The organism is Geobacter sp. (assembly GCF_030834625.1).
Taxonomy (GTDB): Bacteria; Desulfobacterota; Desulfuromonadia; order Geobacterales; family Geobacteraceae; genus Geobacter.
On the sequence record NZ_JAUQXO010000019.1, the window covers coordinates 19,793 to 45,705 of the forward strand.

The window sequence follows — 25,913 nt, forward strand, 5'->3', positions numbered from 1 at the left end:
TGCCCTACACACAGCAAAAGGCCGCCGGGTTCGTCACCCGGCGGCCTTTCTTGTTGCCAGACCCGCTTTCGCGCAGTCGTCAGCTTCTAACGAAATCTTTCCGCGCGAACGAGTAATCGAAATTCATGTGGTCGGTATAGGTCCCATCGAGAATTGCAACCACATCTTCGGTGAAAACCAGCTCTTCGTCGGTGGGAATGACGAAGACCTTAATGGGAGAATCATCGGTGGTGATCAGGGTTTCGCGCTTCCTGGTCATGGCCCCCTTGTTCCGTTCCCGGTCGAGCTTGATGCCGATCCCTTCAAGCCCCTCGATGGTTTTCTCCCGGATGGGCCACCCCATCTCCCCCACCCCTGCAGTAAATACCACCGCGTCGAGGCGACCCAGCACCGCCATGTAGGTCCCGATGTACTTCTTCAATCGGTACGCCTCGATCTCCAGGGCGACCTTGCAGCGGTGATCACCACTATCAGCGTTCTCGATCACATCGCGACGGTCAGTGAAACGGCCCGTGATGCCGAGGACCCCGCTCTTCTTGTTGAGGATACTGTCGATCTCCTTGGCGGAAAGGTTCTCCTTCTGCATCATGAAGGCGGGTATGGCCGGGTCGATGTCACCGCAACGGGTCCCCATGACAGCCCCTTCGAGTGGCGTGAGCCCCATGCTGGTATCAATGGAAATTCCTCCCTTGATAGCGCAGTGAGAAACGCCGTTGCCGATATGCATGGTAATGATGTTGCAGTCCTTGGGAGACTTGCCGAGGAGTACCGCGGCACGCTTTGAGACGTAGAGGTGAGAGGTTCCGTGGAAACCGTAGCGGCGGACGCCGTACTTCCCATACCACTCGTAGGGGAGCGGATAGAGGTAGGCATGCTCGGGCATGGTCTGATGGAACGCCGTGTCGAAGATGGCCACATGGGGAACGGTGGGGAGAACAGCCTGGGCCGCCTCGATGCCGGCAATGTTAGGAGGGTTGTGCAGAGGGGCCAGGTGCTGCACCTCCTTGACGGCGTCCAGCACCTTTTCGTCGATGAGAACCGAACAGGTGAACTTTTCTCCCCCATGGACAACCCGGTGACCAACCGCCGATATCTCGTTTATGTCCTTGAGGATACCATGCTCGACATCGACGAGGGTGTTGATAATCAGGTCGATGGCCACCTTGTGATCGGGACACTCGTATTCCTTCCGGTAGGTTTCACGACCCGGCACCTCGTGCATGATGAACGAGTCGCCGATGATGACGCGCTCCACCATTCCCTTGGCGACGACCTCTTTCCTTTCCCAGTCGAACAACTGGTATTTCACCGAGGAACTGCCGCAGTTGAGGGCAAGAATGACCATCATATCCTCCTAGATTGAGTAAAAATAAAAATTGTTAAACGGGAATAAAACCTGAAATTTCAACACAATTTTCAAACCTAACCACACACGCCAACCGGAAAATAAAACTGTTTTTTACATATACAATACAGGTGGGGCAAATTCAAGTTTTTTTATGGACACTCTCTCCCGGAAGAGCACCTTTCTACTGGACTTCAGGAAGCCTCCATGATATGTTTACAACAATTTGGCTTAGACCAAAAACCTTTTCAAGGAGGTAGGACAGTGGCTCACGTTATTTCTGATGACTGTACTAACTGCGGTGCCTGTGTCGATTCCTGCCCGGTGAACGCAATCGCCCCGGCTGGTGACAAGCACAAAATCGACGGCGACACCTGCATCGACTGTGGTGCCTGTGTCGACACCTGCCCGGTGAGCGCCATCAGCGCCGCCTAATTCGTCAGGTTTCAGCACACGAAGCCGGCCCGATTTCCATCGGTGCCGGCTTCATTTTTTTCATCCACGAAAATAGGCCGGAACGAATCCGGCCCTTTTTCATTACCACCTGACGAGGCTTACTCTACTGACTCGCCACCGTCGAACCGACGACCTCAACACTGTAATCGGTAGCATCCTTGGGGACATTGGGAATCACAATTACAAAAGGAATCCGCTTGCCGGGCTGGACGCCGAGGTTCGCGAGAGAGTCCCCGAACTGATTCCCCATGGCAGCCTCAATCCTCGCAAACGGTAGCGTCTGAATCTGTTGATCGGTGAGACTGTTGCCACAGTAGGCAACCTTCTGCACAATCGCCTGACCGCCTGTTCCCAGAAGAGCACCGCGGACCTGAATGGAAGCCCGAGATTTGCGGTAATTGTTCACCGCCTCCCCCCGAATGACAAAAACCTCTCCCGCCTCGGAATTGGCAAGATAGATGCCTCCGACCTTGTCGAGGGCGATCGTCCCCTCCTCGCGATTCTCCATTCCGAACCACTCAGCAAGGAAACCAACGCCAAACCTGTCCAGAACCTCGGGCCCTTCCTTGAAGAAATAAAACCCGAACCCGGCAAGGGCAACGATCACCAGGACCGATACGGCAATAACTGCAGCGGGGAGAAACGACTTCCCCTTGCGCCGCGAAGCAATGCTCAGGGGAGGAGGCTCACTCTCAGCACCGGCCGCAAGGGAGGGTAACGGAGCTATTTCTTCCTCTCTTACCGACCCATCGCCCCCATGGGGAACCACAGTTTCAGAGTCCGGGGACGCGAAAAACTGACCATCATCGCTACGGGAAGGCTCCACTTCCGTATCCTCGATACCGAAATCGATTTCTCCGAAGTCGACCTCACCGACCGCCGTCGGTTCTGTGCCAATCCCTTCCCCGTCACCGGTCGCCTCGTCGTCTTCGAACTCGAAGGAGATCTCCTCTTCTTCCGCCCCTTCTGCCCCGGCTGCAGACAAGTCGGTCGCTGCCGCAAAGGCCTCGGGACTAACCTCTCCAAAAACGATCTCTTCCTCTTCGTGAGCGCCAAAACCAGCACCTTTAGTCAAATCCTCTTCATCCATGCCCACATCGGAGGGAGGGGCCTCTGACTTGGCGGTGGTTCCGCCAGCTGCAGAATATTCACGGCTGGGCTCAAATTCTCCAAGCGCATCGCCTGGAAGAGATCCCCCACCTAAGGTAAAGTCAGGCTTCTCAGTGTCGTTAGGCTCAGCGCCAAAAGAGAAGAACGCCCCACCTTCACCCTGCTCTCCCGATGATTCCGCCACGACTGATGCCGAAGACTCTTCAGCCCCGACAGCAGTGGAGGAATACGATGCCTCGGCTGGCAAAGGTGTCGCTGCCTCACCCGTTTGAGCCGCCTGCGCGCCGGTACCTGCCGACGCAACACCGGCAACCGCGCCGAGGGCAGCTTCGCCTGGGGGGGAATCCAGCCCCTGAAGAAGGGCATCAAAATCGCTTTCTTCGACGGGCACCTCTCTCTTCACCACGAAGATATGCTTGCACTTCGAGCACCGGACCTTGATCCCGGCATCACTGATCTTTGAATCGTCGAGCCTGAATCTGGCTTTGCACTGGGCGCATTGTATGATCATCTGTCACTCCACAGAAAGAAAGTACCTGCTCGACGGAGTCATCGAAGACAAACTCCGCGCAAAAACAGCATTTTCGGCATTTTCTATAGCAGAAAAAAGGACTTAGTGTCAAATCATTATGGTCACCAAAGCCCCTTTGTGCTATATAAAATAGTATCGAAATCGGCTTCACACTACACCGTTCCCCATGGGGCAAGGAGCATACAATGACCCGCAACTCGCTCTCCGTTCTCGTACTTGCCGTATTCCTGACCCTTGCGTCATCGCTACCCGCTCTGGCGGCACCAATCCTCGCGGTTGACAAGCCAGTTTTCGATTTCGGAACAATCCCCCAAGGGAAAAAACTCGACTACGTCTTCAGGCTCATAAACAAGGGAGACGCCCCTCTTACTATCACGAAGACGAGGACATCGTGTGGCTGTACGGTAGCGAGTGTCTCATCAAAGACCATCGCACCGGGTAAAAGCACCGAACTGAAGATAACCTTCGACTCGGCAAGCTTCGGGGGCAAAGTGAGCAAGACGATCACCGTCGAGAGCAACGACCCTGCGACTCCCACCACCACCCTCACCATCAAGGGAACCATCAATGAAGAACTTGTCGTGACACCCCGTCAACTCAATCTTGGACAGACCAAGGTGGGGAGCAGCAAGGAACTCTCTGTCGCCCTGGAAAACCATGGAGAGCGGACTATCAGAATACTCTCAGTCACGACCCCCATGCCCCAGGTGAAGGCCATCAGCAAGAAGCAGACCCTTAAACCGGGGGAAACAGCACAGGTTAACGTAACAGTTACGCCCCGCCCCGAGGACCGTTTCCTGAGCGGTTTCCTCGTCGTCGCCACCGACATCCCGGGCAAACCGGAAATAACGGTCCCCCTCTACGGATCGGTTGCCAAGTAGCCAGTGGGGGGATCATTCCTCCTTCAAATCCTGGTAGGCCCTCCCCACATTCACGTCAAAAAAGGCCTTATAGCCGGGCATTCCCTCGTGGGCAGGGAGCCTGAAAAGCTTCTTCGTTTCGTCCAGAGTCCTTCCAGCCTCAATGTGACGCAGTGCTTCGGTCAGGAAATCCTTGAAAAAGAGCCGGAAGCGCCTGAACCCTGCTCGGTCGGTCACCTGACCGAGCCCCGGGACAACGTACTGTGCCCCCACGGCCTCCAGGGTTTCGAGGGTGATCACCCAGTCCCTCATATGTCCCTCTCCCATGTAGCCAACCACGTCGTTATAAAAGAGATCCGAGGTAAAGAGAATCCCTTCGTTCGGGAGAAAGAGAAACACGTCTCCCTCGCTGTGACCGAATTCCGCACTGCTGAGCACAATGGCCGTGTCACTCCGGATAAGGGTCAGTCCCTTATCGAAAAAGGTGACATGGTTGCGGAGCGGTCGGGTTTCGGCCTTAAGCGCCTGCCACGTCTGCCAGGACGTGATGATCTCCACATTGGCGGGAAAATCGAAATCAACATAGTTGAAACCTTTGTGGTGATGGGTGAGGATAACCGAACGCAACGGAAGAGGGGTAATCTCGGCGATGGCGGCAATGAGCTCCTTTATCCCTTCGGGGACGAAGTGGGCTCCGGCAAGAAGCACCTGGTGAGGGGTAATGATGATGAGAGCATTGCTGGCGGCCTTCCCCTCCGGGAGGGCTATGGCGGCGAATACCCCCTCGTCAACGAGCTTTATCTCATAGTTGGCCGCAGTGGCAGGGCCCCCGATGAATCCCAGAAGCATCGCAACGGTCAGAGAGAGAAAGAGCTTTTTCATGGGCCTCATACCTGTTTTTTTAGCCAGTGTAGCAAAACAGCCCCCAAAATGACAGCATCTCCCCTGCACTATCTATTTTGTCCCCAATGAAACTTTTGCTTGAGAATTTTGGATCCGTAGTGTATCTATGAATCTTTCATGGGCGGTTAGCTCAGCTGGATAGAGCGCAGGCCTCCGAAGCCTGAGGTCGTACGTTCGAATCGTATACCGCCCGCCAAAAATGATGAGAGGTTAGGCCCCAAGGCCTAACCTCTTTTTTTGTTCCCTCGCTGTTCGGACGAGAATTCTCATAGGGCATTGAGGACTCAGGGTGACGGAGCAGCGGTTGTGTTGCGGACCAGGAAGAGATCCACCCGGCGGTTCAGGGCCCGGCCGTGGATGCTGGCATTCTCGGCAGTGGGCTCTGCCTCTCCCCGATGGGGGGGCGCAGCTGCATCGAGGAGCTGGCTGTCTGCAACACCAGCGTCCCTCGCCATCTGGTAGAAGGCCTCGGCCCGGCGCAGCGAGAGGTCCATGTTGTGCCGCGCCCCGCCGGTCTCGTCAGCGTGGCCCACGAAGCGGATCTGCACGTCGGGGTGACCATCCAGGTGGCGCTGCCTGATCTCCTCGAAAAAAGCCACATGCTCCGGTTTGGGGGCGGTCTGGTTGATGGCCAGATTCATGAAACGGTAGCGGCTCCCCTCCTCCACAGTCTGCACGATCCCGTGGGAACTCTGGGATTCGGCCACCTCGGTGCTGCGGGGCGCCCCTTCCCGCATCCCCACCTGGGTCTCGAAAAGCTGTCGGGCCATGGCGGACGTGGCCTCCAGGCGCCACACCTCCCCCAGAAAGTAGGCCCGGGCGATGTCGTCGTCGGGAACGAAGGTGGCCACCTTGTCCCGGATGGCCTGGATGTTGGGCTCGTAATTGGTGCGGGTGGAGCGCTCATCGGGGGTCATGACCATGCGCGCCAGGTACTCGGTGAAGCCCTCGGTGTAGAAGCGGGGCGCCGTGGTGGCATCGACCCAGTCCCTGAACCCCTGGTCGGTATAGAAGTGGGTCAGTTCGTGGATCAGGATGAGCCGCCGCAGGTCGGCCGGCGTCCCCCGGTGGAGGAAAATCCGCGCGCCGGTCTCGATGAAGGCGGCCTGGCGGCTGGCAAGGGTGCGGACGTTGGGGCCGGCCCAGGTGTCGGCCAGGATATCAGCAAGCATCTGCTCGTAGCGGGGGTCGGTCGAGCGGATATTGAACTCGTCGATGTCGGTCATGAGGCTCAGGCGGTTCTCCAGCCACTGGTTCAGGAACTGGGTGTCCGAGGTCTGGGACGGCTGGATGATGTCGACCACATCGCGGATTCGGGCCTCGGGGAGGGGTGTGGTGATCTGGGAGAAGGTGGACCGGATGTCCTGGTCCACGGCAATGGCGGTGGTCTCTGCCTGGGACTCGGTGGTGCGGGTGGGGACAGTGCCGCCGACAGAGAGGGGATTCGCCGCGATGTGGGCCCTGAGCGCGGCGATGAACTGGTTCCTGATCTCATCGGCGGTGCCGGCCACGCCGTTGGCCGGGTCCGGGTTCACCCAGGGGCGGAGGGTCCCGCCGCTGGGGGTGGAGACGAAAAGGGCCTCGTGGACCTGGGTGAAGCGGGTTGGGTCGTCAAGGTCGGGAGTGCGCTGGATGGTCGCGGCCGGAACCTGGTGCCCCTGGGTCACCATCCGGGCAAACGTTGCCTGAAGCAGTTGACCGCGAAGGATATGCCTCACCTGTCGCTGGACCGTTGCATCCGGCAGAGAAGGAGCCTCACTGGATGCGGCTGAAGCCGGCCCGGACGCCCCGGGCCGTCTGGCAAAAGTTTTCATGAAATCACCTCAGAACGACACCGCTCCGCCAATACCGATGATCGTGGTATCACCGGACCCTTCGAACTCGGTGCGGTAATTCTTCCAGAACAGGGAGATGTCGAACCGTCCCGGCTGGATGTGCGCCGCCGCCTCAAGGACAATTCCCTTCAGACGCCTGAACCTGTCCTCCGTCCCGATAAAGGCGCCGCCGCGCAGATCCAGATAGTACCGTCGTCCCTGCCCGGCAAGGCGGGCGCCGACGGTGGCGCTGCTGATGAAACGCTCGTGGCTTTTGCCCAGGGCCGGGATATAGGTGAGCTCGATTCCCGCCACCGGCTTGATAATACTTAAGGCCGGATGACTGAACTCGGCGCTGTAGCCCCAGGAGATGGCGAGCGAAGGTTCCCCGCCGGTCAGCGCCAGCCCGAGACCGAACTCTCCCAGCGAGGGAGAAAACGCCATGCGCACGGGGATGCCATGGCGGTTATCCCTGGCGAAATTGGCATAAACGTCGGTAGTCACGAGCGCTTCGGCAGAAGAGAGGGCCCGGTACTCGTGTCCGGAGATATAGAGCTCGCGTTCCATAGGCGGGCGGGGAAGGCCGACATTGTGCCCCGCCTCATGAATGATGGTCGTCGCCTGGGACGTGGTGCCTCCCCAGAAAAAGGGGCTGCAGAGGTTTATCGAATAGTTGCCTTGGGCGGTGTACGCTTCGGCAGCAGGGATAACCCACAGGAACGTGCAGATGTTTCCCGGATCGGAGCAGCTGAAAAGATCGAGCCCCAGGTTGAGTCGTTCCTCGATGCGGGTGAAGGTTTCCCGGATCTGGTGGACCGCATCGGGGCTGTCGGTGCGAAAGTGCCACATGAGAGCGCGGCGGGTCTGTTCGGATAAGGGATCGCCGCGCTCGCCGGGAGCCAGGTCGCTCTTGGCGCGGGCCACCAGTGCCTTCGCCTCCGCGAGAGACGTGCGCAATTCCGCACACCTGCTGGCCGAGCAGCTCGAATCGGTTCCGCACCTCCCATCCCCGGTCCTTGCCGGCGCTGGAGCGGTAGTCTGCTGTGAAGACTGTTCCGTACCCTCCTGTCGCTGCAGCAGGACTGTCTGGGGGCGCAGAACCTGACGCACCGAAGATTCCCCGTGGCGATCAAAGGCGGATGCCGGTATATCGGTCGTTGCCCGCCGCATCCAGTGGGCCGGCGATGCATGGGCGTAACTCTTCATAAAAATACTCCTTAACCGCCCGATTTCCGTGGTACCGGCGGGCGCGACGACCACCCCAAATATCCCTTAGGTTAGAAACTCAGCGTCAGGGCTCCGCCCCCCTCCACAAGGCCACCTGGCAGCGCCGGTTCCCTGAGGAGGTCGTTCTTGCGGATGCCGAGCCTCCCGCTGATCCCGATCCAGGGGGCGATCTGGTAATTGACATCCACGCCGACGGCGATCCCGACCGGGTCGGCAATGGTGGTGCGGATGAAGGGGCTGATCCGCAGATTGGGAGTCAGCACCGGGATGGCGTGGAAAGTGGCACCCAGGGCAACGCCGGGTTCTGACAGACTGGTGTCGAAGGTGAACTCCACGGGGATTTCCCCTGCCGGATTGAGGAATATCCGTCCCCCGAGGACCGGCCCACCGGACAAGAGCTGCATCTGGAAGTGGGGGTAGGTGAGCGTCTGGCTTCCCAGGGTAAAGGTCGGGATCTCAACCCGGCGTTCGCCGCTCCGCAGAAACCGGTACTGGCCGATGAGCGCGGCCCAGGACGGGCCGGAGAGGAGATCGGCCAAGGCTGCCACGGCCAGGAGCTGACCGGTGGAGAGGCTCCCCGTTCTCGTCACGTAGTTGTTGATGTCGTCCTTGCTGGGCGGATTGCTCAGGGAGAGCGTGCGGGCGGTATAGAGGGCAAGATTCGTCTGAGCCAGGAGATAGGCCATGGCCTCCTGGTAGCGAACATTGCCGCGCAGTGCCCACCGGGTGTACATGACCCGGGCGTTGATCTCCTCCTGGTTGACCCCGCCCGCCGAAAAGGCGATGCTCTGCGCCGGTGTCACGGTGATCCCGGGCGGCACCCCCGAGCTGGTGACGCCGCTCGCAAAGCCGGTCAGTTCGGGCACCGGATCCCAGCCGAACTGTTCCCCGATGCTGTAATGACCATACTCGTGGCTGTAAACCATGTAGGGGACGAGAGGCACCACGCCGAGCAGCGACCATTCCCCCAAGCGATACCAGAAGTTTCGGTTGAGCCCCGGATACTTCTCGGCCAGTTTCTCCAGGCCAAACCCCAGAACAGCCGGCCCCAGCTCGTAGAGGGAGGCGTGTCCCCCCGGGTCCACCAGGGGATTGTTGAACTCCAGCCGGTAGGGGGCCCGCTCCGGGGTGGCCCGGGGTGCCTCCGGCTCCTCCGAGGGTTCACCGTTATCGCACTGAATCGAGTCCGGCGGCGCTTCCCCCTCCCCCTGCTGCACCACATGGGTCAGCTCGTGGGCCAGGAGCCGCTGCCCTTCGGCGGTGGCAGGGGCGTACTCACCCGCGCCGAAGGCGATGTCGGCCCCCACCGTGAACGCCCGGGCGCTCAAGGAGCCGGCCAGATCCTCGGCCGCCGACCCGGTGTGGAGACGCACCCGGCTGAAGTCCGCTCCGAAGCGAGGTTCGAAGAAGGAACGCTCCGCCCCGGACAACGGCATGCCGCTTCCTCTCATGGCGTCAAGACCGGTCTCCAGGCCGCCGGGAGCTTCTGAGGCTTGCCCGCCAGCCTCTTTGGTGCGAACAACTTCATCGCCCTCGATGCATTCCGGACAAGAGGGTTCCGGCATCCGCATCACCTGGTCGGCGAGGCGGTCCGCCTCCTGCTCGTGGATGTCATCGGGGGCACCGACGGTCAGCTTGGTCTGTATCCCGGGACTGCGCAGAATCTGCCGCACCTGGGTCTGCTGTGCTGCCCCTGCAGAGCAGAAGGCCAGAGGGTTTGGAGACCTGACCGTTCGGACGACAGGATTTTTCTTATCTTGTGCACCAAAGGTTCGCATGTCCACCACCCTCTCTGGTTATCCAAGCTTCACTTAAACTTTATCTCCTTTTGGAGCTCTTGCCAGGGGGGTCTAATTGCACGAATCCTGACAGATGTCTGGTGCAGTGACTAACTGACATGAAACGGACTGAAACGTTCGGCCAGACGGATTACCACGGCGGACACAGCGTCATGGCTACAGCGTCATCGACTCGACGATTTCGCTGATGAATATCTCCGCGCCTGCAGTCTTCCACCGTAGTAATTTAACGTGGACCTGAGATGCCAGCGTCTCGGGGGAAAGCATCTCACTCTCGGACAGGGCGCCAGTCTCGGCTCCCTCAAGTTCCTCCGAAACACGCTGCTGTTCGAGTTCGTCGATAATCGATTCAAAGTTCTTGCCCGGGTTCGCCAACTGATAAAGGTAGAGATCTTCCCAGAGACCGCCGTCGCTTGCATAGACTTCCCCGGACACCTTGCGAAGGATTGTCATGGGTGGAGTCGAGGGATACGCCCGCACGAATGCCACGAACGGGTCAACCGGACGCCACGTTCCCAGTTCACTCCCAGTAACGCTCAGTTCCGGCTCCAGCACGGGTTTCAGCGTCATCCGGCCCAGCGCCGCTCTGACGAAGTCGACCGGGGGATCTTTGCAGATGAGGCTGATATGGAGCGGGACCTTTGGCATATCCTTGATCGGGCGACCAATGAGCTCCTGCGCCAGAACCTTCGACGTCACCAGGCCAGGTGCCAAGCCCAAGGGGTCCCGGTCCCGACGGACGAAGTTGCCGGGACCAGCGTCGAGGGCCAACGTGATCGCGTGCTCCTCCCCTGCGTAGGGGAGAAAGTCGCCGTGGAGCAAACCGACGATCGTCTGTGCGACGGCGGCTCGCACGATCTCGGTCGGGGTAGGCGGAAACCAGGGCGGGATACGGAACCGACCGAGGTCGGGCAGGTTATTGGGATCCTTGACCCAACCGGCGTACGGCGCCTCCCCCCCGACCAAGCCACCTACTGCGTCGAAGAGTTCTTCCAGCTTGGCGGTAAGCTCCTTTGTCATGCCATCGATTACCGCTCTTTTCGCCTGAACCTCCGAGGACGCGAGTGCGTCCTCGGCCAAGTCAGTCACCAATTCCCCAGCACCGGAAGTGAGCAACTTGGCGAACTCGACCGCTTTGACTGCGTACCGGGCGACCCACCACCCGGCGATGGAGATGAGACTCTCTTTGACGAACCAACTGAACACCTTCCAGACACCAGACCATCCCGACTCCTCTGCCGTTGCCGCCATCGCCTCGGTCGCGTATCTGGCCCAGAGGTCCGTTAAGGCCGAACTGTAGTCTTTGAGAAATTTTCTCGAGTTCTGCTCATTCTCAGCCTCCCGACGAACGAGGGCCTCCAGCAGCACGTCCTGGTCCCTCTCCGTGTACGAGGCCCTTGGTTGCTCGTAGCCAGGGACTGGAACGCCGGGCAACGGTTCGACAGACGAAGTGATCGCCCATTGTGGCTGCGCACTGCCAGGGGGAGGACCTCTCTGCACGTGCTGTGCGTGGTGGCCACCTTCACTCTGCTGCACCACGTGGGTGAGTTCGTGGGCCAGGAGCCCCTGCCCCTCTGCGGTGGCAGGGGCGTACTCGCCCGCTCCGAAGGCGATGTCAGTTCCCACGGTAAACGCCCGGGCGTTTAACGAGCCGGCCATCTCCTCGGCCGCCGGCCCGGTGTGGAGACGCACTCGGCTGAAGTCCGCGCCGAACCGGGGTTCGAAGAAGGAACGCTCGGCTTGGGACAACGGGGTACCGCTTCCTTTCAAGGCATCTAAACCGGTCTCCAGGCCGTAGGGAGCTTCCAAGGCTTGCCCACCGGTCTCTGTCGTGTGTGCAACTTCATCGCCCTCGATGCATTCCGGACAAACGGATTCCGGCATCCGCATCACCTGGTCGGCGAGGCGGTCCGCTTCCTGCTCGTGGATGTCATCGGGGGCACCTATGGCCAGTTTGGTCTGTATCCCGGGACTACGCAGAATCTGTCGCACCTGACTCCGGCCGGATGCATCCCACGAAGCGGGCATGATGTTTGGGGCTGGATTCCCCGACTGGAACAGTCCGCGCCATCTGGCAAAGTCCCTCATAAAATCACCTCGGATACTCAGGGCCTGGCAGGAGCGAAGCTCCCTTTAGTTGGTTGCGCGGGCTTCACCTCGCCGGTCTCAAGATTCTTAATTATCTCCTTTTCTCCCTTTTCGGTTATCCGGTATATATCGCCCCTTTGGTTTTCGAGTTGGGGTAATGACTTGACCCGGCTCATCAACGTGCCCCATTGACGGTCTCCAATTCCCCCTTCGGAATTGAACTGGACCGACTCTTTTGTCGTTGTTTTACCCGTCCACGCCGTCAGTTCCGCATCCTTTGGCAGGACTTTCTGCCACTTTTCCGCCTGGTCGCCGACATTGCAGTGCTCCAGAATGACCTGCCTCAGGTTCGAGCCCGCCGGGATAATGATCTCTCCGGGCTCCACGTGTTCTTCGTTCGTCGTTCTGATGGTGCCGGGAGGATCTCCATGTCCCGTGGAAAAGATCAAAGCTGCATTGGGGTCCGCAAACGCACTGGTAATATCCTTTTCCGTGGCAAACTCAATGTACACCACCAGGTAGCCGGCATTTTTGAGGTATTCCATTTCATCCTGAATGGACTCTTTTTCTGTGGACTTGCCGCTGGTATACATCTTCTCGAATTCGGATTTTTCGTAGGTTACCAGAAAATAGGCCTTCCGTTTTCCCTGGAGTTCCGGGGGAAGGGGTGTCGCATCCTCCCTGATCGTCATGTGAACCTTATCCAGAGGGAAGGCTGGACCAGAGCTGCCTCCCTTGGACTCAAGGCCGGTTTCCTGCCGCTGGATGACCGTTGCTTCGGTTTATCGTCGCACCGGCACAGGCATTGACATTACCTCATCCGCACAGCGGTCCGCCTCCTGCTCATGGATGTCATTCGGTACCCCAACGTTAAATTTGGAACTGCGCAGAATCTGCCGTACTTTGTTCTGCTGTGCTGAATAGGCAGGACAGGAGACCGGAGGGCATGGGGGCTCGACGTTTCGGACGTCAGAATGTTTCTTCTTTTGTGCTTGTGTGGCGAAGCTACGCATGGCCACAATCCTCCCTGTTCTTCACTTCTTCAATCCCTGATTAAAACCTCGAAGCAATTTCGCTCGAAAGAATCCTCAGCTCCTGACGATTTTCCAGACACTGTGGCCCGATCGCGCCGTTCCGGTGCCCCTGGTTCCCTCCAGAGTCTCCTCCTTAACGGATGTCAACGTTCCCTTGCCAGTCAAACCCGGCTCACTCCAGTCGAACTCGACAATGATGCCACTGACCGGAGCATCCGAAAACGTTCCAATATTTTGTACTTGCGGCAACCATGGCTTACTTCCCGAAACCGGGGTTGTTCTCTGCTGAATGACGCCATTGGTGATGGTGCCCTGCACCGTTGGATTGCCCGCCGGATACCGGTACGTGCCGGTAACCGTACCGGAAGTTGTTGCCGCTAATTCAACCTCAGTCTGTATTTGAGAAGTGGAGCCAACGCCAGTCACGGTTAGCGGGCCTCGCCACAAGCCACTCAACAGATTAGCCCACACCACCTTGGCGACGTCTGGAGAGTAAAAACTCGGGTTGGATCGCTCGTTCCAGTCGCGGGTGATGTAGTTTCCGATGGCAAACGTGAAGCTGGAAGGGTTTGCTTCCAGATCTTCATAGAATTTTAGGCCCGAGAGGTTGGCCGCAAGATCGGCGTTTGAGTAAACGCCGGTTGTCATGAGGCCCAGCGTCAATATCTCGGTGGAGCGACCTAAACCCTCGGCTGCTGCCACGCTGCCGAAATCCTGCTTCATTTCATAGTAGGAGTAGCCCTGCTGAAAAAAGTGGCCAAGCTTGTCGGCGCCGACACAGATACCGTGAATCAAGGCAGTCGGCCCTACGACGCGCCCCGCGCCGCCAGCAACGGAATAGAATTTGTTGACCGCACCGACACCGGAGAATTTGGTTCCACTGAGGGTTGACGACGGTAGGAAGACTTTGTTCGCGAGCGCTTCAATGAAACTTTCGATGGGTGTGACCGCTATCCCTGAGGCAAGCCGCGCCCTCACATCAGCCAAAAAACCCGCTACATTGATCGGTGACCCAGCAGCATTACGAGCGGCCGTGATCTCGGCGTTAACCTTGTCGTCAACATCTTTCTCAATATCGGGGAGTTTAGCGCACACGCTGGGAATGTCCTCGACTTCGGCGCGACGAACCACGTTGGGCGCGCGGCCATCCTGCTGGACCACATGAGTCAACTCATGAGCGATCAACCGCCGCCCCGAGTCACTCCCTGGCGCATACTCTCCCGCCCCAAACACCACATCCCGTCCCACCGTATAAGCGTGTGCATTGAGGGTGCGCGCCGACTGGGCCGCCTCCGGGCCGGCATGAATCCGAACCTGGCTGAAGTCGTAGCCGAAGCGGGGCTCGAAGAACGCCCGTTCGGCAGGCGGCAGGGGCTCCCCGCCACCTTGAAGGGCATGGATACGCGACTCGATTCCGGGGCCAACATCAGTGTTCGTGCTGGCTTCAGGCTTCGTTTGCGCAATCTCTTCTTCGTCCTCTAGATCCTGTCGTTGAATGGGGGTTTCGCGGTTTGGGGGATCTACACGCGCTGGGGTCGAGTCGTTCAATGGGGGGATGCGCATCACTTCATCGGCAACGCGGTCGGCTTCCTGCTCGTACACATCATCGGGCGCGCCAACGGTGAGCTTCGCCTGTAGGGGGGGGCCGCGAAGAATCTGGCGAACCTCGGCTCGCTGGGACTGGTGAGGGGAATGGGCTGGAGGTACCATGTTCGCACGCTGCAACGATTGCGGAGAGTGTTGTTGTTTCGCGACGGAAAATTTCTTCATGGCCTGCTCCTATGCATCCCGGGTAGCTGGCATGGGGATCACAGGCGGTATCTGGGCGGCCATCATCTTCACGTCCAGCCGTCCACCCGCCGCCGGGTCCAGTTGCCGTCATCAGCCACGGCGTCATTGGCGGTTGTGCCGCTGGTAAGGGGGACGTCGGGCGCTGCCCTGTGGGGCCCATGCCGCCCCAGCTCGGTACGTTCCGTAGCGACACTCAACGTTCCCCCCGAGCCGCTGAAATCGGTGGATTTCTGGTAGTTCCAGTTCAGCCTGCGGAGGTGACGGAATTCGTCGGTAACCGTGTTGTGGGCCGATATAAAAGTGTCGAAGCGGGTGCCGGTCCGTTCGATGTTGATGTTGCCGGTGCCGTCCGAGGCATCCATGCCGGTGACATCCTCGCCGTTGATCGTGTCGCCGCCCCCCGGGACATCGCTGGTGGAAATGGTCGTGGACACCTCCAGCCGGCCGTCCCGCGGGGTCTTGGGAAGGGCGCTCAGTTCCTGGTGCTCGTCGTCAGCCGACCAGACGGTGGCTGCACCGTCCATCTGGTCCCGGAAGCGGGTGTTGATGGGCCGGAACTTCTGCTCCACGAAACGTCCCCGGCCGTCGGCATTGTCCCGCCGCCAGTACTCCCGCTCCCAGTTGACGATCATGTCCTGCAGGATCCCCACGTCCCACTGGTCCAGCTCCGCAGCGGTATCGCCAACCGCCGTGACGTCCGCATCGGCAGAAAACTCCGCATAATTATTCTCATAGTCGTCGCCGGTGATGGTGACTCCCGGATTGGGGGTCAGGGATACTCCCGAAAAGTTTGCCGTGAAGTCTACGGCGCGCTGGATCGCATCCCCTTCACCGTCTCCCCCACCCTGCTGCACCACGTGGGTGAGCTCGTGGGCCATGAGGCGCATACCATCTTCCGTTCCGGTAGCGTAGCGCCCCGCGCCGAAGACAACGCCGCTCCCCAGGGTGAAGGCCTGGGCGTTGAGGGCCCGGGCCGCCTCCTCGGCCGCCGGGCCGGTGTGGACCCGCACCTGGCTGAAATCGGCACCGAAGCGGGGCTCGAAGAAGGCCCGCTCCCCTTCGCCCAGGGGAGAGCCGCCCCCCTCCAGGGCGTGTATCCGGTCAGCCAGATCGTCGGAAAGAGGTACTTCCCCTCCCCCGTCCGTCTTGAGGCTGACGAGTTTTTCCTCTTCCTCCTCAGGGGATTCGCCGGTTGTGGGTTCAGACATCCGCATGACCGTGTCGGCCACCCGGTCCGCCTCCCGCTCGAAGACGTCGTCCGGAGCACCAACCACGAGCTTTGGCTGCAGGTTGGGGCCGCGGAGGATATGCCGCACATCCTGCCGGCTCGGGCAGGGCGAGCCGCACAACGGTGCCGGCAGGGCCGGCATCCTGCGAATTGTCCCATGGCTGATTTTGTGTCTGTCGGCGAAAGTTTTCATGTTTGCCCCCTCGCCTCTCCCGTTTGGGCTCCGTACCCCTACCCCGCGATGAATATCCCCAGATTGGCCGCCTGTTGGGAGCGTCCCTGGGGAGTGATGTTCATGATGACCGCTTCCCCTTCCCCCCGGTTGCCGACGTAGATGGCGGAACTCCCCATCACCACCGCGGCGCGGTTTGCCTCCACCTCGAAGACCGACGAGGAGAGGCTCGTGTTCAGGAACGCCATCTGGTTGTCCTCGCGCAGCAGCGTCAGCTCGCTCAACAGGGCCGAGGAGAAGAGGTTCGGAATCGTCCCGCCGCCGCTGGCGACAATGTCCTGAATCCGCTGCCGGATGATGGTGCTGACGTCGATCCGGGTCACGCGGCAGCCCGTGGCCCGGAAGGTGGTTCCGACCCCGCCGAACGTGACCCCTCCCTGCTTCACCAGGGTATCGAGGATCTTCACCATATCGTCGGGGAGCGGATCAGCCGGCTGTGTGCCGTAGAGGGTGACGATGCCGAGGATGTCGCACTCCCCGAGGGTCATGTCGGCAGCGGCATCGTCGACAACCAGGGCCACGGCGGGATGCTCCCGAATCGCTTCCACGCGGATCTTGCCGAGCACCCCGGCTAGCTGGACGGGGCTCACGGTCGGCTGACGCAGGAGAGCCATCAGCTCCCCATAACTCTGCCGCTCCCGGGCCGAAAGGGCCGAGCTCAATTCATTCACCCGCTCGTCGATGCGTGCCGCGAGGGTTCGGCGCTCCGCTGCCGAAAGAGCGGCCACGGCCTGGGCCACCAGAAGCACCTTGCTGTTGAAGAAGGTCAGGTCGGGCACCTGGTAGAGGTCGAAGAGGGTGGGGTTGAGATCAAACAGCTTGGAGGGAATGGCGAGGCTGGCAGGGCCCGACGCCTCCAGCTCCAGGCCGTGCATGGCTGCGCTCCGGACGTCGTTGAACCCCACCAGAAACCCGTCAGTGACAAACCCGTAGACCGCCATCCCCTTCAGGGAGACGTCCCCGCAGCGGTCAAAGACCAGTGCCCCGGTCGGCGCTTCGTGGGTGATGACCTCCATGTCCGACAGGCAGACCGCCGCGAAGGCCCTGAAGCGGATCGGCCCGTTGAGAAGGTGGAGCCGCGTGCCGTGGCCGCACCCCGACAGGCAGATGGTGACGCCGTCGTCCTTGGGCGCGACCTGCTGCCCGGGAAACTCATGGTCCCCCGGCAGGAGGCAGAGGCAAATATCCCGTACGCCCTTGTCGAGAAGAGTCTTGAGGGCCTCCTCCAGGGTGGCGAAGAGTCCCCCCTCCTTCCCCACGGTGATCCGGCAGCCGCTCCCGCCGCCGGCGGAGCGGGCGCAGAGGGCATCGAGGGCCTCCTGCACCGTGTCGATACCCGGCTGGTTGAGGAAGGTGCAATCCCCCCCCGGCGTGTAGGCAATCTGCGCGGCCGTGACGTTGCAGAGGAGCTTCAGGGCGTCCTCCACCGTGGCGATGGTGCTTCCCTGGTAGATGCTGGTATCGCAGGGCTTGGCGAATCCCACGTGGGAGGCCTGGATTTCGCAGATTTTGTCCAGGGCCTGTTTCACAGTGCCGACAAAGCCGGCGTAGAGCCCCTTCGTGCAGTCGGCGGTGTAGGCGATATGCTCGGCGGCCAGCTGGCAGAGCCGGTTCAGGGCCTTCTCCACGTTGTCGTGGGTGGCGTCGAAGAGACCGCTGGAGCAGGTGGTCACGTACCCCACGTCGTGGGCGTGGAGGTCGGTGAGGGGGGGGAAGCTGTGCCGCCGCTTGTCGGCGTCGTTGTCGAAGAGGACCACGGTGCCGTCGGCCTGGACCCGGGCCAGGCGCAGGTAGTGGTGAACGATTCCCCGGGGCTCGGCGCCGGTCAGCACCGCATCGCCCGGATCGAGGACCGCCTCCCGGACCATGCCGAGCCAGAAGTCTCCGGCCATAAAGGTCTTGCCGGCGAGGTCGAGGGTAAGCTGCAGGGCCTCAAGGTTTATCTGGATGCTCGAGCCGAGAATGACGTGACCGGGGGCCGCAGGAGAGCCGCTCGTGGTGAGCGCCACACCCTTATCGACACCGGTCACCAGCGACCAGACCGAGCCCGCGCGGGTCAGCTCGCAGAAGCCGTCCCAGCGGCGCACGAACTCCTTGGGAGGTGCCACGGGGATCTCGTAGGTGCTCTTGATGGCGCCGTGGGTCGGCGTGAACCCCGTCCCCAGGAAGATCCCCAGGTGCTTCTCGGTGGCGGGGTTGTGGAACTCGTAGACATGGCTGGTGTCAACGAAGCCCGGCGGCATCTTCTCCACGGAGAGGGCCTCGTACTGCTCGGCCCCGTTCTCGCCGGACCACTTGAGGATGAGGCGGGTGGGGTTTGCAGCCGTCCCCTCCACGGCGTGGACCTCCAGCCGGAAGAGGTAGCTCCCGACCCTCCCCTTGCCGGCGGCGATGAGGCCGGCGCAGGGGTCGCAGGGGTCCCCCGCCTCCAGGTTCGTGTGGAGGGAGAGGGACAGGGTGGCGTCCCCCCGCTTCGGGATGCCCGTCTCGGGGTTCACCGCCTCGGGGCAGCTCTTCACCTGGAGCATGGTCTGGGTGCGGGTGCAGGTGTCGGCCCCGTGGAGCCCCGGATCCCGCAGGGTGCCGTCCTCCAGGGAGGTGACGGCCCGCTCCCACACGTCGGCGTAGACGACGTAGGGCCCCGTGGCGGGGAGCGCCGGGTAGCCGGGGAGGTCGGGCTGGGCGCTGGCCACCAGGGGGACACTCCCCGGCAGCTCCGCCCGGATGCCGTCCACGTAGAGGTCGCCGGGCTGGATCTTCCGGTCGGCCGTGATGGAAACGGCGCCGGTGCGGGGGGAGCCGTTGCCGACCACGTCGGCGAGGGCCTGAAGGAGCTGCTCCCGGCAGATGGCCACCAGCTCGTTCCAGTCGGCGTCGGTGATCACCCGCCCCTGCTGCTGGTGGATGCCGGTGTAGCGTTTGTCCGGCTGGAAACTGTCACGTGAAATCTGAGTTTTCATGGGCTACCCCTGTATGTGGGAATCTATTGGCATTGCATGCACAAGCCTTTTCCCCCTCCCTTGACGGGAGGGGGTCAGGGGGTGGGTGAAACTGCAACCTGCTGATTTCATGGCTGCCTCCCCCCCTCCCTAACCCTCCCCCGCCAGGGGGGAGGGGACTATTGCGAGGATGTCAATTCAATCGCACGGCGGAAACGGCGGCCGGTGCAGCCGGAGGTCCGGGACGATGACCGCCTCCATCCCCACCGGGAGGAACTCCTTCAGTTTGTCCAGCACCGCCGCCATGAGGAGGCTGTAGCGCCAGCCGTGGTGGGCACCCATCTCGCCGCCGTCCTCGGCCCCGAAGCGGACCGCCTCCGGGGTAGCGGGATGGAGGACGGCGCACCCCGGCTCTCCGAACCGGGCGGTGCGGCGGACCACCTCTCCCCCTTCGTCGAACTCGAAGGCGTAGAAAACCGGCCGTTCGGTGGTGTTGCGGTGAGTGAGGAGCGCCGTTGTCAAAACCCCCTCCGGAACCCGGGAGAACCGGACGCAGTGGGGCTTCTCCTTCGACCCGGGCACCAGCGTCAGTTGCCCGGCAAAGAGGGAGTCGCTGGCCTGGATGCGGCCACATTCGCAGTGGCCCAGGACGGTGCAGTATTCGAGGCGGGCGAGGCCCGGGACCTCCATATTGTCGAAGAGGCACTCCTGGGCATCCAGCACCGGCTCCTCCATGGTCCCGGCAGGGACCGTAACCTCAAGGGCCCGGACCGCGCACCGCCTGAGCCTCAGCGTCCCGGCGGTCACCGTGAGGGTGCCGTCGATGATGAGATCCTCCAGCAGGTGCTCCTTCTCAACGTCCAGGAGCATGTCCCCCGTGTGGACCGGGAAGAGCCCCGGCTCGAAGAAGCCGAGGGGGGGCGGCGCGGAGAGGATCACCCGTTTGGGGTGGATATGCCCCTGCCGCCAGTCGGGGGTGCGGAGATCGACGGTGCGGCGGGAGACGTCGTCGAAGCTCCCGGGGAAGCAGGGGGCGCCATGGGGATTCACCTGGCGCCACCAGACGGGCGTGCCGGCAAAAGTGGTGAGCTTCGCAGCGGGGTTCGAGGGGAACTCGCCCGGGGCCACCGCCACCTCCATGGCCCGGGTGGGGTAGCGGAAATCGGCGGTTGCCGTTGGAAGGTCCGGATGCCGTGCCGCCCAGAGGGGATGATTCTGGAAATCGTCGAAGAGGGGGTCTTCCCCCAGTGCCCCGGCCGGAAGCTGCGGCATGCCGATGCGGGGTGTGACGGCGGTCCGCCGCCACCCCTCCTGGATCTCCACCTCCATCTGCCCCACCGCCTCGGCGATCTGCTCGATGGCGGTGAGGGTCCCCTTGCGCTGGCGCCAGGCCACGGCATTGGCTACCTCGTCGCGCCGTCCCTCCTCGTCCGGCGAGACGAGGCGCACGTCGAGAAGCTGGGCGAAGTAGGGGATGAGCCAGGGCTGGCAGGTGAGCCCCGCCGGCGGGTTGTCAGGGAAGGAGTCGGCCAGGCGCTGGTCCAGGGTGGCGCGGATCCGGTCAAGGAGCTCGCCGCAGGCATCGAGATACCGCGCCAGGTCCCCCTCGCCCCCGAACTCCACGCTGTCGCGGGTGCGGTAGACCTCGGGGAGGATGCCGTAGAGTTGCGTGCCGGTGGCGGTTGTCGGTTTGTCGGTGGCCATGGTTGTCTCCGGTTAATCCAGCTCGCTCAACAACTCCCGCAGGGTCACCGTGGCGAAGACCTCTTCGTCCAGGGCGATCTGCAGGAGGCGAAGCTTCGCTTTCAGCTCGTCCACGGCCGCGGGCGCCTCGCCGGTGAGCCGGGCCAGTTCAGCGGTGGAGGCCTCGGCCAGGTCATGGACAGTGCGGTTCAGGAGCGGCGAGAGGCGGGTGCGGTCCGCCGCGAGCCCCACGACAATCTCCGCCTTGGTCTTGAACTCCCACAACCTGACCATTGGGATATCGACCGTGGAGAGATCACCAGGGTCGATGCCCCGCAGATCGTTCAGGGACCTGATGCCGGCTCCCCGGAGGAGCTCGCCGTAGCGGGCCCCCACCCCCTGGATGACTCCCACTCCCCGCCGTCCCACCAGCCGCTGTTTGGGAACCGGCACCCCGGGCTCGGCGGCCTCTCCCGGCGAGGGGCCGGCCGCGGCCTCCCCTTCCACCGTGACCACCAGCTGCCCCAGGGTGAGGACCTCCCGGTCGCCGGCAGCCACAAGCCGCGCCGTCCGGTCGCCATTGATGACCGCCACCGAGTGCTCCACGCCGGTCACTCCTTCGACCACCTGGTAGACCTCGCTTAAGAAAAGGGACTGCCCCAGCCTCCGCTTCTGGAGGGAGAAGGAGTCCTGGAGGGCACTCTTCACGGCGGCAGTCACCACATCGGGGTTGTAGGCGGCGGCATCCACGGTCAGGAGCACCTCCATGGCGAAGGTGCGGGATTCGTAGGGGAGGACCGTCACCTCCACCTCCGGTACGGCGTGGGCCACGAGGAATGCGGTGAGGGTCGCGGCGAGGGTCCCCAGCGCCCCGCCCCCGGCAGGGACCACCACCACCTCCACCTTGTCGTTTCGCCCGAGCCCCGTGGGGCGGCTGAAGGCCCGGGCCTGCCAGACGCTGCTCTGGGACATGGCCAGCCAGGCGAAGTCGTCGAGGGATACGGCCCGTTCCAGGGTGAGGAGCGTTGCCGGGGCGTTCTCCCGCAGGGACTCCACCCCTTCCCGGTCGTTGCCGCCGGTGGCGGCCATGGGCTGGCGCACCTTCTCCACCAGGCGGTGGGGCTTGGCCGGCTTGAAGGCGCTCCCGGCCGGGAGGTTTCCCCCAAGCCCGGTTCCCGAGCGGAAAGTGAGCCGCACGTTGTTGGCGCCGGTTGGGAGGCGGCGGCCCCGCACCCCGTCGCCGAAGGCGATCAGGAGGTACCCCGCTTCGGTCATCCTCACCGTGTAGTGGTGGTCGGTGGGTCCCGAGGAGGCGAAGCTCCCCACCTGTTCCCAGACCCGGCCGGCCACCGACAGGTCGATGGCGGCCCTGACGCCTGCGGGCTGGGTCGGGTCAGCCACAAAGGATACCCCTGTCTCGGCGAAGACGAAGGACTGGTTCGCCCGGGTGGCGTCGCCGCTCCCCAGGACCTTCTCCCCCTTGCTCTCGCCGTGGCCGGAGAGGACCACGTTGCCGGCGATGAGGGTGTTTCCCCGGGTGAATCCGGCAGGGAGGTCCCGGGCCAGGACCAGGATAGTCCCTTCGATCTTCGCCACCGTCGTGAAGAAGGCGGCAGTGGCGTCGTCGGTCCGCTCCACCATGAGGACGCGCCCCTTCTCCAGGGCCGCGGGGACTGAAGCCAGGGGGATGCGGCTTCCGGTCACGGGCTGGCGGTTCTCCTGCCACGCCACGGTCCGGAGCGCCTCCTTGAAGTGGGCGTAGACCGTGGTCTCCGTGAGGAAGAAATCGCCGCCCCCCCGGTCGTCCCAGCTGTCCTCCGCCGTGAGGGTCGCCTCCTCCCGGTCAAGGTCGACGCTCACCGAGGCGAGCCGCGCCCAGGAGGCCTGCTGCCCCATGACCACCACGGCCAGGTCGCCGGCCGTGGTTTTCTTCGGTTTGCCGGTGACGATTGCATCCGGGAGGTGGCCATCCTGCTTCTCCAGGAAGGTATCGGTCCGCCACGGCCCGGCCACGGCCGGCGGGACCAGGAGGGTCTGGGGATTGTCCAGGGGGAAGGGATGGTCGCTCTTCAGCCACGAGACGGTCAGGATGGTGTATCCCCGACGGGGGTGGTCGCTGTCGGCCGGATGGTAGCGGGCCGCCGTCACGGTATAGAACGGAAGATGTTTCTGCTTGTTGGCGTCAACGGTCTCCTGGGCCACCCGCCGGTTGGCGAGCCGCGACCAGTCCCCGGCCACCCGGAGGGCATAGATGACGGCGTCGGGGTTGTCAACGGGACGCTCTTCCTGGGCGGTCACCGTGATGGTGAACGGGTAGCCGACCAGGGCCGTGTCGAGCCGCAGGGGTCCCACGTCGGTATCGAGGACGAGCCGCTTCCCCGTCACGGAATAAACCCGGCGGTAGAGTTCCTCTGCCCCGTCGTCGATGTGGATCACCATGCCGGGGAGGAGCCCCTCCGGCTCTTCGGTCAGCCGGAGAACTCGCTCCAGCTCGGCCCCCCTGGCTGCGGGACCGATGGGGGCAAGACGCTCGGCGGGCTTGGCATGGATGAGCGTGTACCCCTTCCGGAGCCGGTGGGAGAGCCGGGGGGTGACCCGCACCTCGGTGTTTCCTTCCACAAGCCGGGTCCCCACGATGAGGTAGGCCCGGAGAACCCCGCTCTGCTCGTCTTCCAGGACCAGGGGCTCGCCGGTCTTGAGGTCTTCTACCTCCCCCTCCAGGAGAAGGAGGTCGCCACCCAATCGCTCCTGGTTCCGGTTGTATTCGGCGGGACGGAGCCCGTTCAGGAGCGGGTCCACCTTCAGCTCCTCCAGGGTCTCGAAGACCACCGGGGGACTGCCGTCAGGGGGGGTATGCTTCACGGCGAAGCCCGCCGGGAGGGTCCCCGCCTCCTTCGCCTCGATGACGAGCCGGGTGGAGGCCGAGGCCGGTGGAGCCGGATGGTAGTCGATCATCTCCACCAGCCGCCGCACCGTGTCCCACTGGGTGGCGGTCCCCAGGAACCCCTCGTTGGCGTAGGCGTCAAGGTGCTCGGTCAGGACGGAGGAAGAACGGGCCAGGACCCGGGCGATCTCCCAGGCCCAGTCCCGGCGCGGGGAATGATACTGCTCCAGCATCCGCTCCTGGCGCTCTCCCTCCGTCTCGGCCACGGGGAGCTGGGTCACCTCCTGCCAGTTGGGGAAGCGGTCGGCAAGCTCGGCCCGGAGCATCTCCAGGAAGGTGACGGCGTTGCCGTCCACGTACCTGAAGCGGCGAAGTCCTGCGCGGTTCCAGCGGGTGAGATCAGTTCCGGTGCTCATCCTCGGCGCCCTCCGGTCAGGGTGAGGTTGATATAGCCCCGCTCGGGGCGGCGCGGGTCGTTGTCACAGACGGCGATTTCGAGCCCCTGGAGCGGGATGCGCCCCGTGTCGGTCTGGTCCGGGAACTGGTCGCCTAACCGCTTGAAGCGGTTGAGGCAGACGTTCTCCACCCCGTCCAGGGACATGAGGGTCTGGAAGACGTCACTGGCGTAGAGGTCTTCGCCGAAGCCGAGGCGCCCCGGCTCGAAGAAGCCCCCCGGCCCGATGCCGAGGGCCTGGAGGACGGCGTTGCGGACCTCGGACTGGAAGTAGTTCTCCCTCACCCGGATGGAGATGAACATCTTGATTCCCACCGGCACGGCATCCTCCAGCACCACCTCCTGGCCGGCCATGCGCCAGGCCTCCAGGTAGGGGCGGAGGATGGTCCGGATGGTTGGGGGCTCGGGCTCCCAGACCGGTTCCCAGATCCGGTGCTCCTGGTGGAACGCCTCGACCCGCTCCCGCAGGTCGTCGGGAAAGATGATCCCCTCCTCGTCGAGGGGATGGTCGTTCCAGAGGACCGTGGCCACCCGGACCGTGGGCCACGAGCCGGTCCAGGCGCTCCAGCCGCTGGCCCTGAGCACCAGGGGATGGTCGGTGAGCCGGTCGGCGTAGTCGGCCACGGTCACCATCCGCCGCTGGGTGTGGATGGCCCGGGGCCCTTCGAGGCGGGCCGGGTCCATGAGGTGGGGGTTGCGGCGCCAGAGCTCATCGAGCTTCTGGTGGCGGGTCTTGCCGTCGGGGGTGGCGGGGGGATCGTCTTCCAGCCCTGCAGCGGTGGCGGCGTCGTAGCCGATGAGGGAGAGGAGCCGCCGCACCGACTCGGGACGCCGCGCCGTTTCCAGGTATGCCTCCGTCGCCACCCGGTCGGCCATGTCAGAGAGCTGGTCGAGGACCGCGGCCAGGGCCTCCACGAGGACTACTTCCAGGTCGCCGGCGGTCCAGCGGGTCCGCTCCGGGAACCGCCCCGCCAGCTCTTCGAGCATGAGGCGGCGGAAGCTGTCGTAGTCCCGGGCGAGCCAGTCGAAGTCGTCACCAGGGTCGGGAATGGGCTGGGGAAGCTCCACCCGGCGCTCGGCGCAGTCGGGGCAGCGTCCTTCAAAGGTCAGTATGCTTGTAGGGTTCTCGGCCATGATTTCACACCAGGAATTCGTGCTGCTCGGCATGGCCGATGGCAGCCAGGGCGTAGGAAACGGTTATCAGGAGCTTCTCCCCCTCCCCCCTCACGTCCACCTCCAGGCTCTTGGGGTCCACCTCCCCCCGGAGGGCCTCGGCCAGGGACGAGGAGATCCGCTTGCGGGTGATCTCCCAGAGGACCGAGGCGTTGGGCTCGAAGACCAGCTGCTTGAGCCCGGCCCCGAAGTCGGGGCGGAAGACCCGCTCACCGGGATTGGTGAAGAGGACCTGCTCGATCTGCTGCCGCACGTGGGACCGGCGGTCGGCAGTGGCGGCACCGTGGTCGCCGATGCGGAGCGGAAAGGCCATATAGGGTGGATCGGTCAGGCGGTTCATGAAATTCTCCAAATAATCGCT

At 62.7% G+C, this 25,913-nt stretch carries 17 protein-coding genes and 1 tRNA gene; 3 read left to right on the forward strand and 15 right to left on the reverse strand.

The window, feature by feature from the left end; translation table 11 throughout:
- Positions 1–79 precede the first annotated feature (79 nt).
- Complete coding sequence (locus RCH91_RS04240; protein ID WP_306533309.1) at positions 80–1,345, reverse strand: acetate kinase; 1,266 nt, start codon at positions 1,343–1,345, stop codon at positions 80–82.
- Positions 1,346–1,609: 264 nt separating this feature from the next.
- On the opposite strand from RCH91_RS04240, the gene RCH91_RS04245 reads away from it, so the two are divergent.
- Positions 1,610–1,780 (forward strand): DUF362 domain-containing protein, encoded by a 171-nt coding sequence (locus RCH91_RS04245; RefSeq protein WP_306533310.1) that lies wholly within the window; start codon positions 1,610–1,612, stop codon positions 1,778–1,780.
- Positions 1,781–1,904: 124 nt separating this feature from the next.
- On the opposite strand, the gene RCH91_RS04250 is transcribed toward RCH91_RS04245, so the two are convergent.
- Positions 1,905–3,422, reverse strand: coding sequence for a DUF3426 domain-containing protein (locus tag RCH91_RS04250; RefSeq protein ID WP_306533311.1), 1,518 nt, complete (start codon positions 3,420–3,422; stop codon positions 1,905–1,907).
- 206 nt (positions 3,423–3,628) lie between these two features.
- Here RCH91_RS04250 and RCH91_RS04255 point away from each other — a divergent pair, with 206 nt between their 5' ends.
- Positions 3,629–4,324, forward strand: a complete 696-nt coding sequence (locus RCH91_RS04255) for a DUF1573 domain-containing protein (protein WP_306533312.1) — start codon at positions 3,629–3,631, stop codon at positions 4,322–4,324.
- 12 nt (positions 4,325–4,336) lie between these two features.
- Here RCH91_RS04255 and RCH91_RS04260 read toward each other — a convergent pair whose 3' ends face one another.
- The gene (locus RCH91_RS04260) at positions 4,337–5,185 is read right to left on the reverse strand and encodes an MBL fold metallo-hydrolase (RefSeq protein ID WP_306533313.1); all 849 of its coding nucleotides are present in this window, start codon (positions 5,183–5,185) and stop codon (positions 4,337–4,339) included.
- Positions 5,186–5,325: 140 nt separating this feature from the next.
- Between RCH91_RS04260 and RCH91_RS04265 the strand changes: the two genes are divergently transcribed.
- A tRNA-Arg gene (locus tag RCH91_RS04265) sits at positions 5,326–5,402 on the forward strand.
- A gap of 88 nt (positions 5,403–5,490) precedes the next feature.
- Here RCH91_RS04265 and RCH91_RS04270 read toward each other — a convergent pair.
- The 12 genes from RCH91_RS04270 to RCH91_RS04325 all read right to left on the reverse strand — a co-directional run bounded on the left by RCH91_RS04270 (position 5,491) and on the right by RCH91_RS04325 (position 25,892).
- Entirely contained in the window at positions 5,491–7,020 is a 1,530-nt protein-coding gene (locus RCH91_RS04270) for an OmpA family protein (RefSeq protein WP_306533314.1), read from the reverse strand.
- A gap of 9 nt (positions 7,021–7,029) precedes the next feature.
- Positions 7,030–8,226 (reverse strand): M35 family metallo-endopeptidase, encoded by a 1,197-nt coding sequence (locus tag RCH91_RS04275; protein ID WP_306533315.1) that lies wholly within the window; start codon positions 8,224–8,226, stop codon positions 7,030–7,032.
- A 71-nt stretch (positions 8,227–8,297) separates the two neighbouring features.
- Positions 8,298–9,920, reverse strand: a complete 1,623-nt coding sequence (locus RCH91_RS04280; protein WP_306533316.1) for a DUF4157 domain-containing protein — start codon at positions 9,918–9,920, stop codon at positions 8,298–8,300.
- Between the two features lie 282 nt (positions 9,921–10,202).
- The gene (locus RCH91_RS04285) at positions 10,203–12,038 is read right to left on the reverse strand and encodes a DUF4157 domain-containing protein (RefSeq protein ID WP_306533317.1); all 1,836 of its coding nucleotides are present in this window, start codon (positions 12,036–12,038) and stop codon (positions 10,203–10,205) included.
- A gap of 113 nt (positions 12,039–12,151) precedes the next feature.
- Positions 12,152–12,826: a hypothetical protein gene (locus RCH91_RS04290; protein ID WP_306533318.1), complete on the reverse strand. Its 675-nt coding sequence runs from the start codon at positions 12,824–12,826 to the stop codon at positions 12,152–12,154.
- A 396-nt stretch (positions 12,827–13,222) separates the two neighbouring features.
- Positions 13,223–14,938 (reverse strand): DUF4157 domain-containing protein, encoded by a 1,716-nt coding sequence (locus RCH91_RS04295; RefSeq protein ID WP_306533319.1) that lies wholly within the window; start codon positions 14,936–14,938, stop codon positions 13,223–13,225.
- 68 nt (positions 14,939–15,006) lie between these two features.
- A complete protein-coding gene (locus RCH91_RS04300; RefSeq protein ID WP_306533320.1) occupies positions 15,007–16,380 on the reverse strand; it encodes a DUF4157 domain-containing protein in 1,374 nt (457 codons plus the stop codon).
- Positions 16,381–16,418: 38 nt separating this feature from the next.
- Positions 16,419–19,379, reverse strand: a complete 2,961-nt coding sequence (locus RCH91_RS04305) for a DUF6519 domain-containing protein (RefSeq protein ID WP_306533321.1) — start codon at positions 19,377–19,379, stop codon at positions 16,419–16,421.
- Positions 19,380–19,556: 177 nt separating this feature from the next.
- Entirely contained in the window at positions 19,557–21,062 is a 1,506-nt protein-coding gene (locus RCH91_RS04310) for a phage tail protein (protein ID WP_306533322.1), read from the reverse strand.
- A gap of 12 nt (positions 21,063–21,074) precedes the next feature.
- Positions 21,075–24,341, reverse strand: coding sequence for a baseplate J/gp47 family protein (locus RCH91_RS04315; protein ID WP_306533323.1), 3,267 nt, complete (start codon positions 24,339–24,341; stop codon positions 21,075–21,077).
- Positions 24,338–25,513: a hypothetical protein gene (locus tag RCH91_RS04320; RefSeq protein ID WP_306533324.1), complete on the reverse strand. Its 1,176-nt coding sequence runs from the start codon at positions 25,511–25,513 to the stop codon at positions 24,338–24,340. Before RCH91_RS04320 ends, RCH91_RS04315 begins: the two co-directional genes overlap by 4 nt.
- Before the next feature lie 4 nt (positions 25,514–25,517).
- On the reverse strand, positions 25,518–25,892 hold the full coding sequence (locus tag RCH91_RS04325) for a GPW/gp25 family protein (protein ID WP_306533325.1): 375 nt from the start codon (positions 25,890–25,892) through the stop codon (positions 25,518–25,520).
- Positions 25,893–25,913 lie beyond the last annotated feature (21 nt).

Coding starts and splice junctions, on each gene's coding strand:
- RCH91_RS04240 (WP_306533309.1), bottom strand. CDS start 1,345: ATGGTCATTCTTGCCCTCAACTGCGGCAGTTCCTCGGTGAAATACCAG.
- RCH91_RS04250 (WP_306533311.1), bottom strand. CDS start 3,422: ATGATCATACAATGCGCCCAGTGCAAAGCCAGATTCAGGCTCGACGAT.
- RCH91_RS04255 (WP_306533312.1), top strand. CDS start 3,629: ATGACCCGCAACTCGCTCTCCGTTCTCGTACTTGCCGTATTCCTGACC.
- RCH91_RS04260 (WP_306533313.1), bottom strand. CDS start 5,185: ATGAAAAAGCTCTTTCTCTCTCTGACCGTTGCGATGCTTCTGGGATTC.
- RCH91_RS04270 (WP_306533314.1), bottom strand. CDS start 7,020: ATGAAAACTTTTGCCAGACGGCCCGGGGCGTCCGGGCCGGCTTCAGCC.
- RCH91_RS04275 (WP_306533315.1), bottom strand. CDS start 8,226: ATGAAGAGTTACGCCCATGCATCGCCGGCCCACTGGATGCGGCGGGCA.
- RCH91_RS04290 (WP_306533318.1), bottom strand. CDS start 12,826: ATGACGATCAGGGAGGATGCGACACCCCTTCCCCCGGAACTCCAGGGA.
- RCH91_RS04295 (WP_306533319.1), bottom strand. CDS start 14,938: ATGAAGAAATTTTCCGTCGCGAAACAACAACACTCTCCGCAATCGTTG.
- RCH91_RS04300 (WP_306533320.1), bottom strand. CDS start 16,380: ATGAAAACTTTCGCCGACAGACACAAAATCAGCCATGGGACAATTCGC.
- RCH91_RS04305 (WP_306533321.1), bottom strand. CDS start 19,379: ATGAAAACTCAGATTTCACGTGACAGTTTCCAGCCGGACAAACGCTAC.
- RCH91_RS04310 (WP_306533322.1), bottom strand. CDS start 21,062: ATGGCCACCGACAAACCGACAACCGCCACCGGCACGCAACTCTACGGC.
- RCH91_RS04315 (WP_306533323.1), bottom strand. CDS start 24,341: ATGAGCACCGGAACTGATCTCACCCGCTGGAACCGCGCAGGACTTCGC.
- RCH91_RS04320 (WP_306533324.1), bottom strand. CDS start 25,513: ATGGCCGAGAACCCTACAAGCATACTGACCTTTGAAGGACGCTGCCCC.
- RCH91_RS04325 (WP_306533325.1), bottom strand. CDS start 25,892: ATGAACCGCCTGACCGATCCACCCTATATGGCCTTTCCGCTCCGCATC.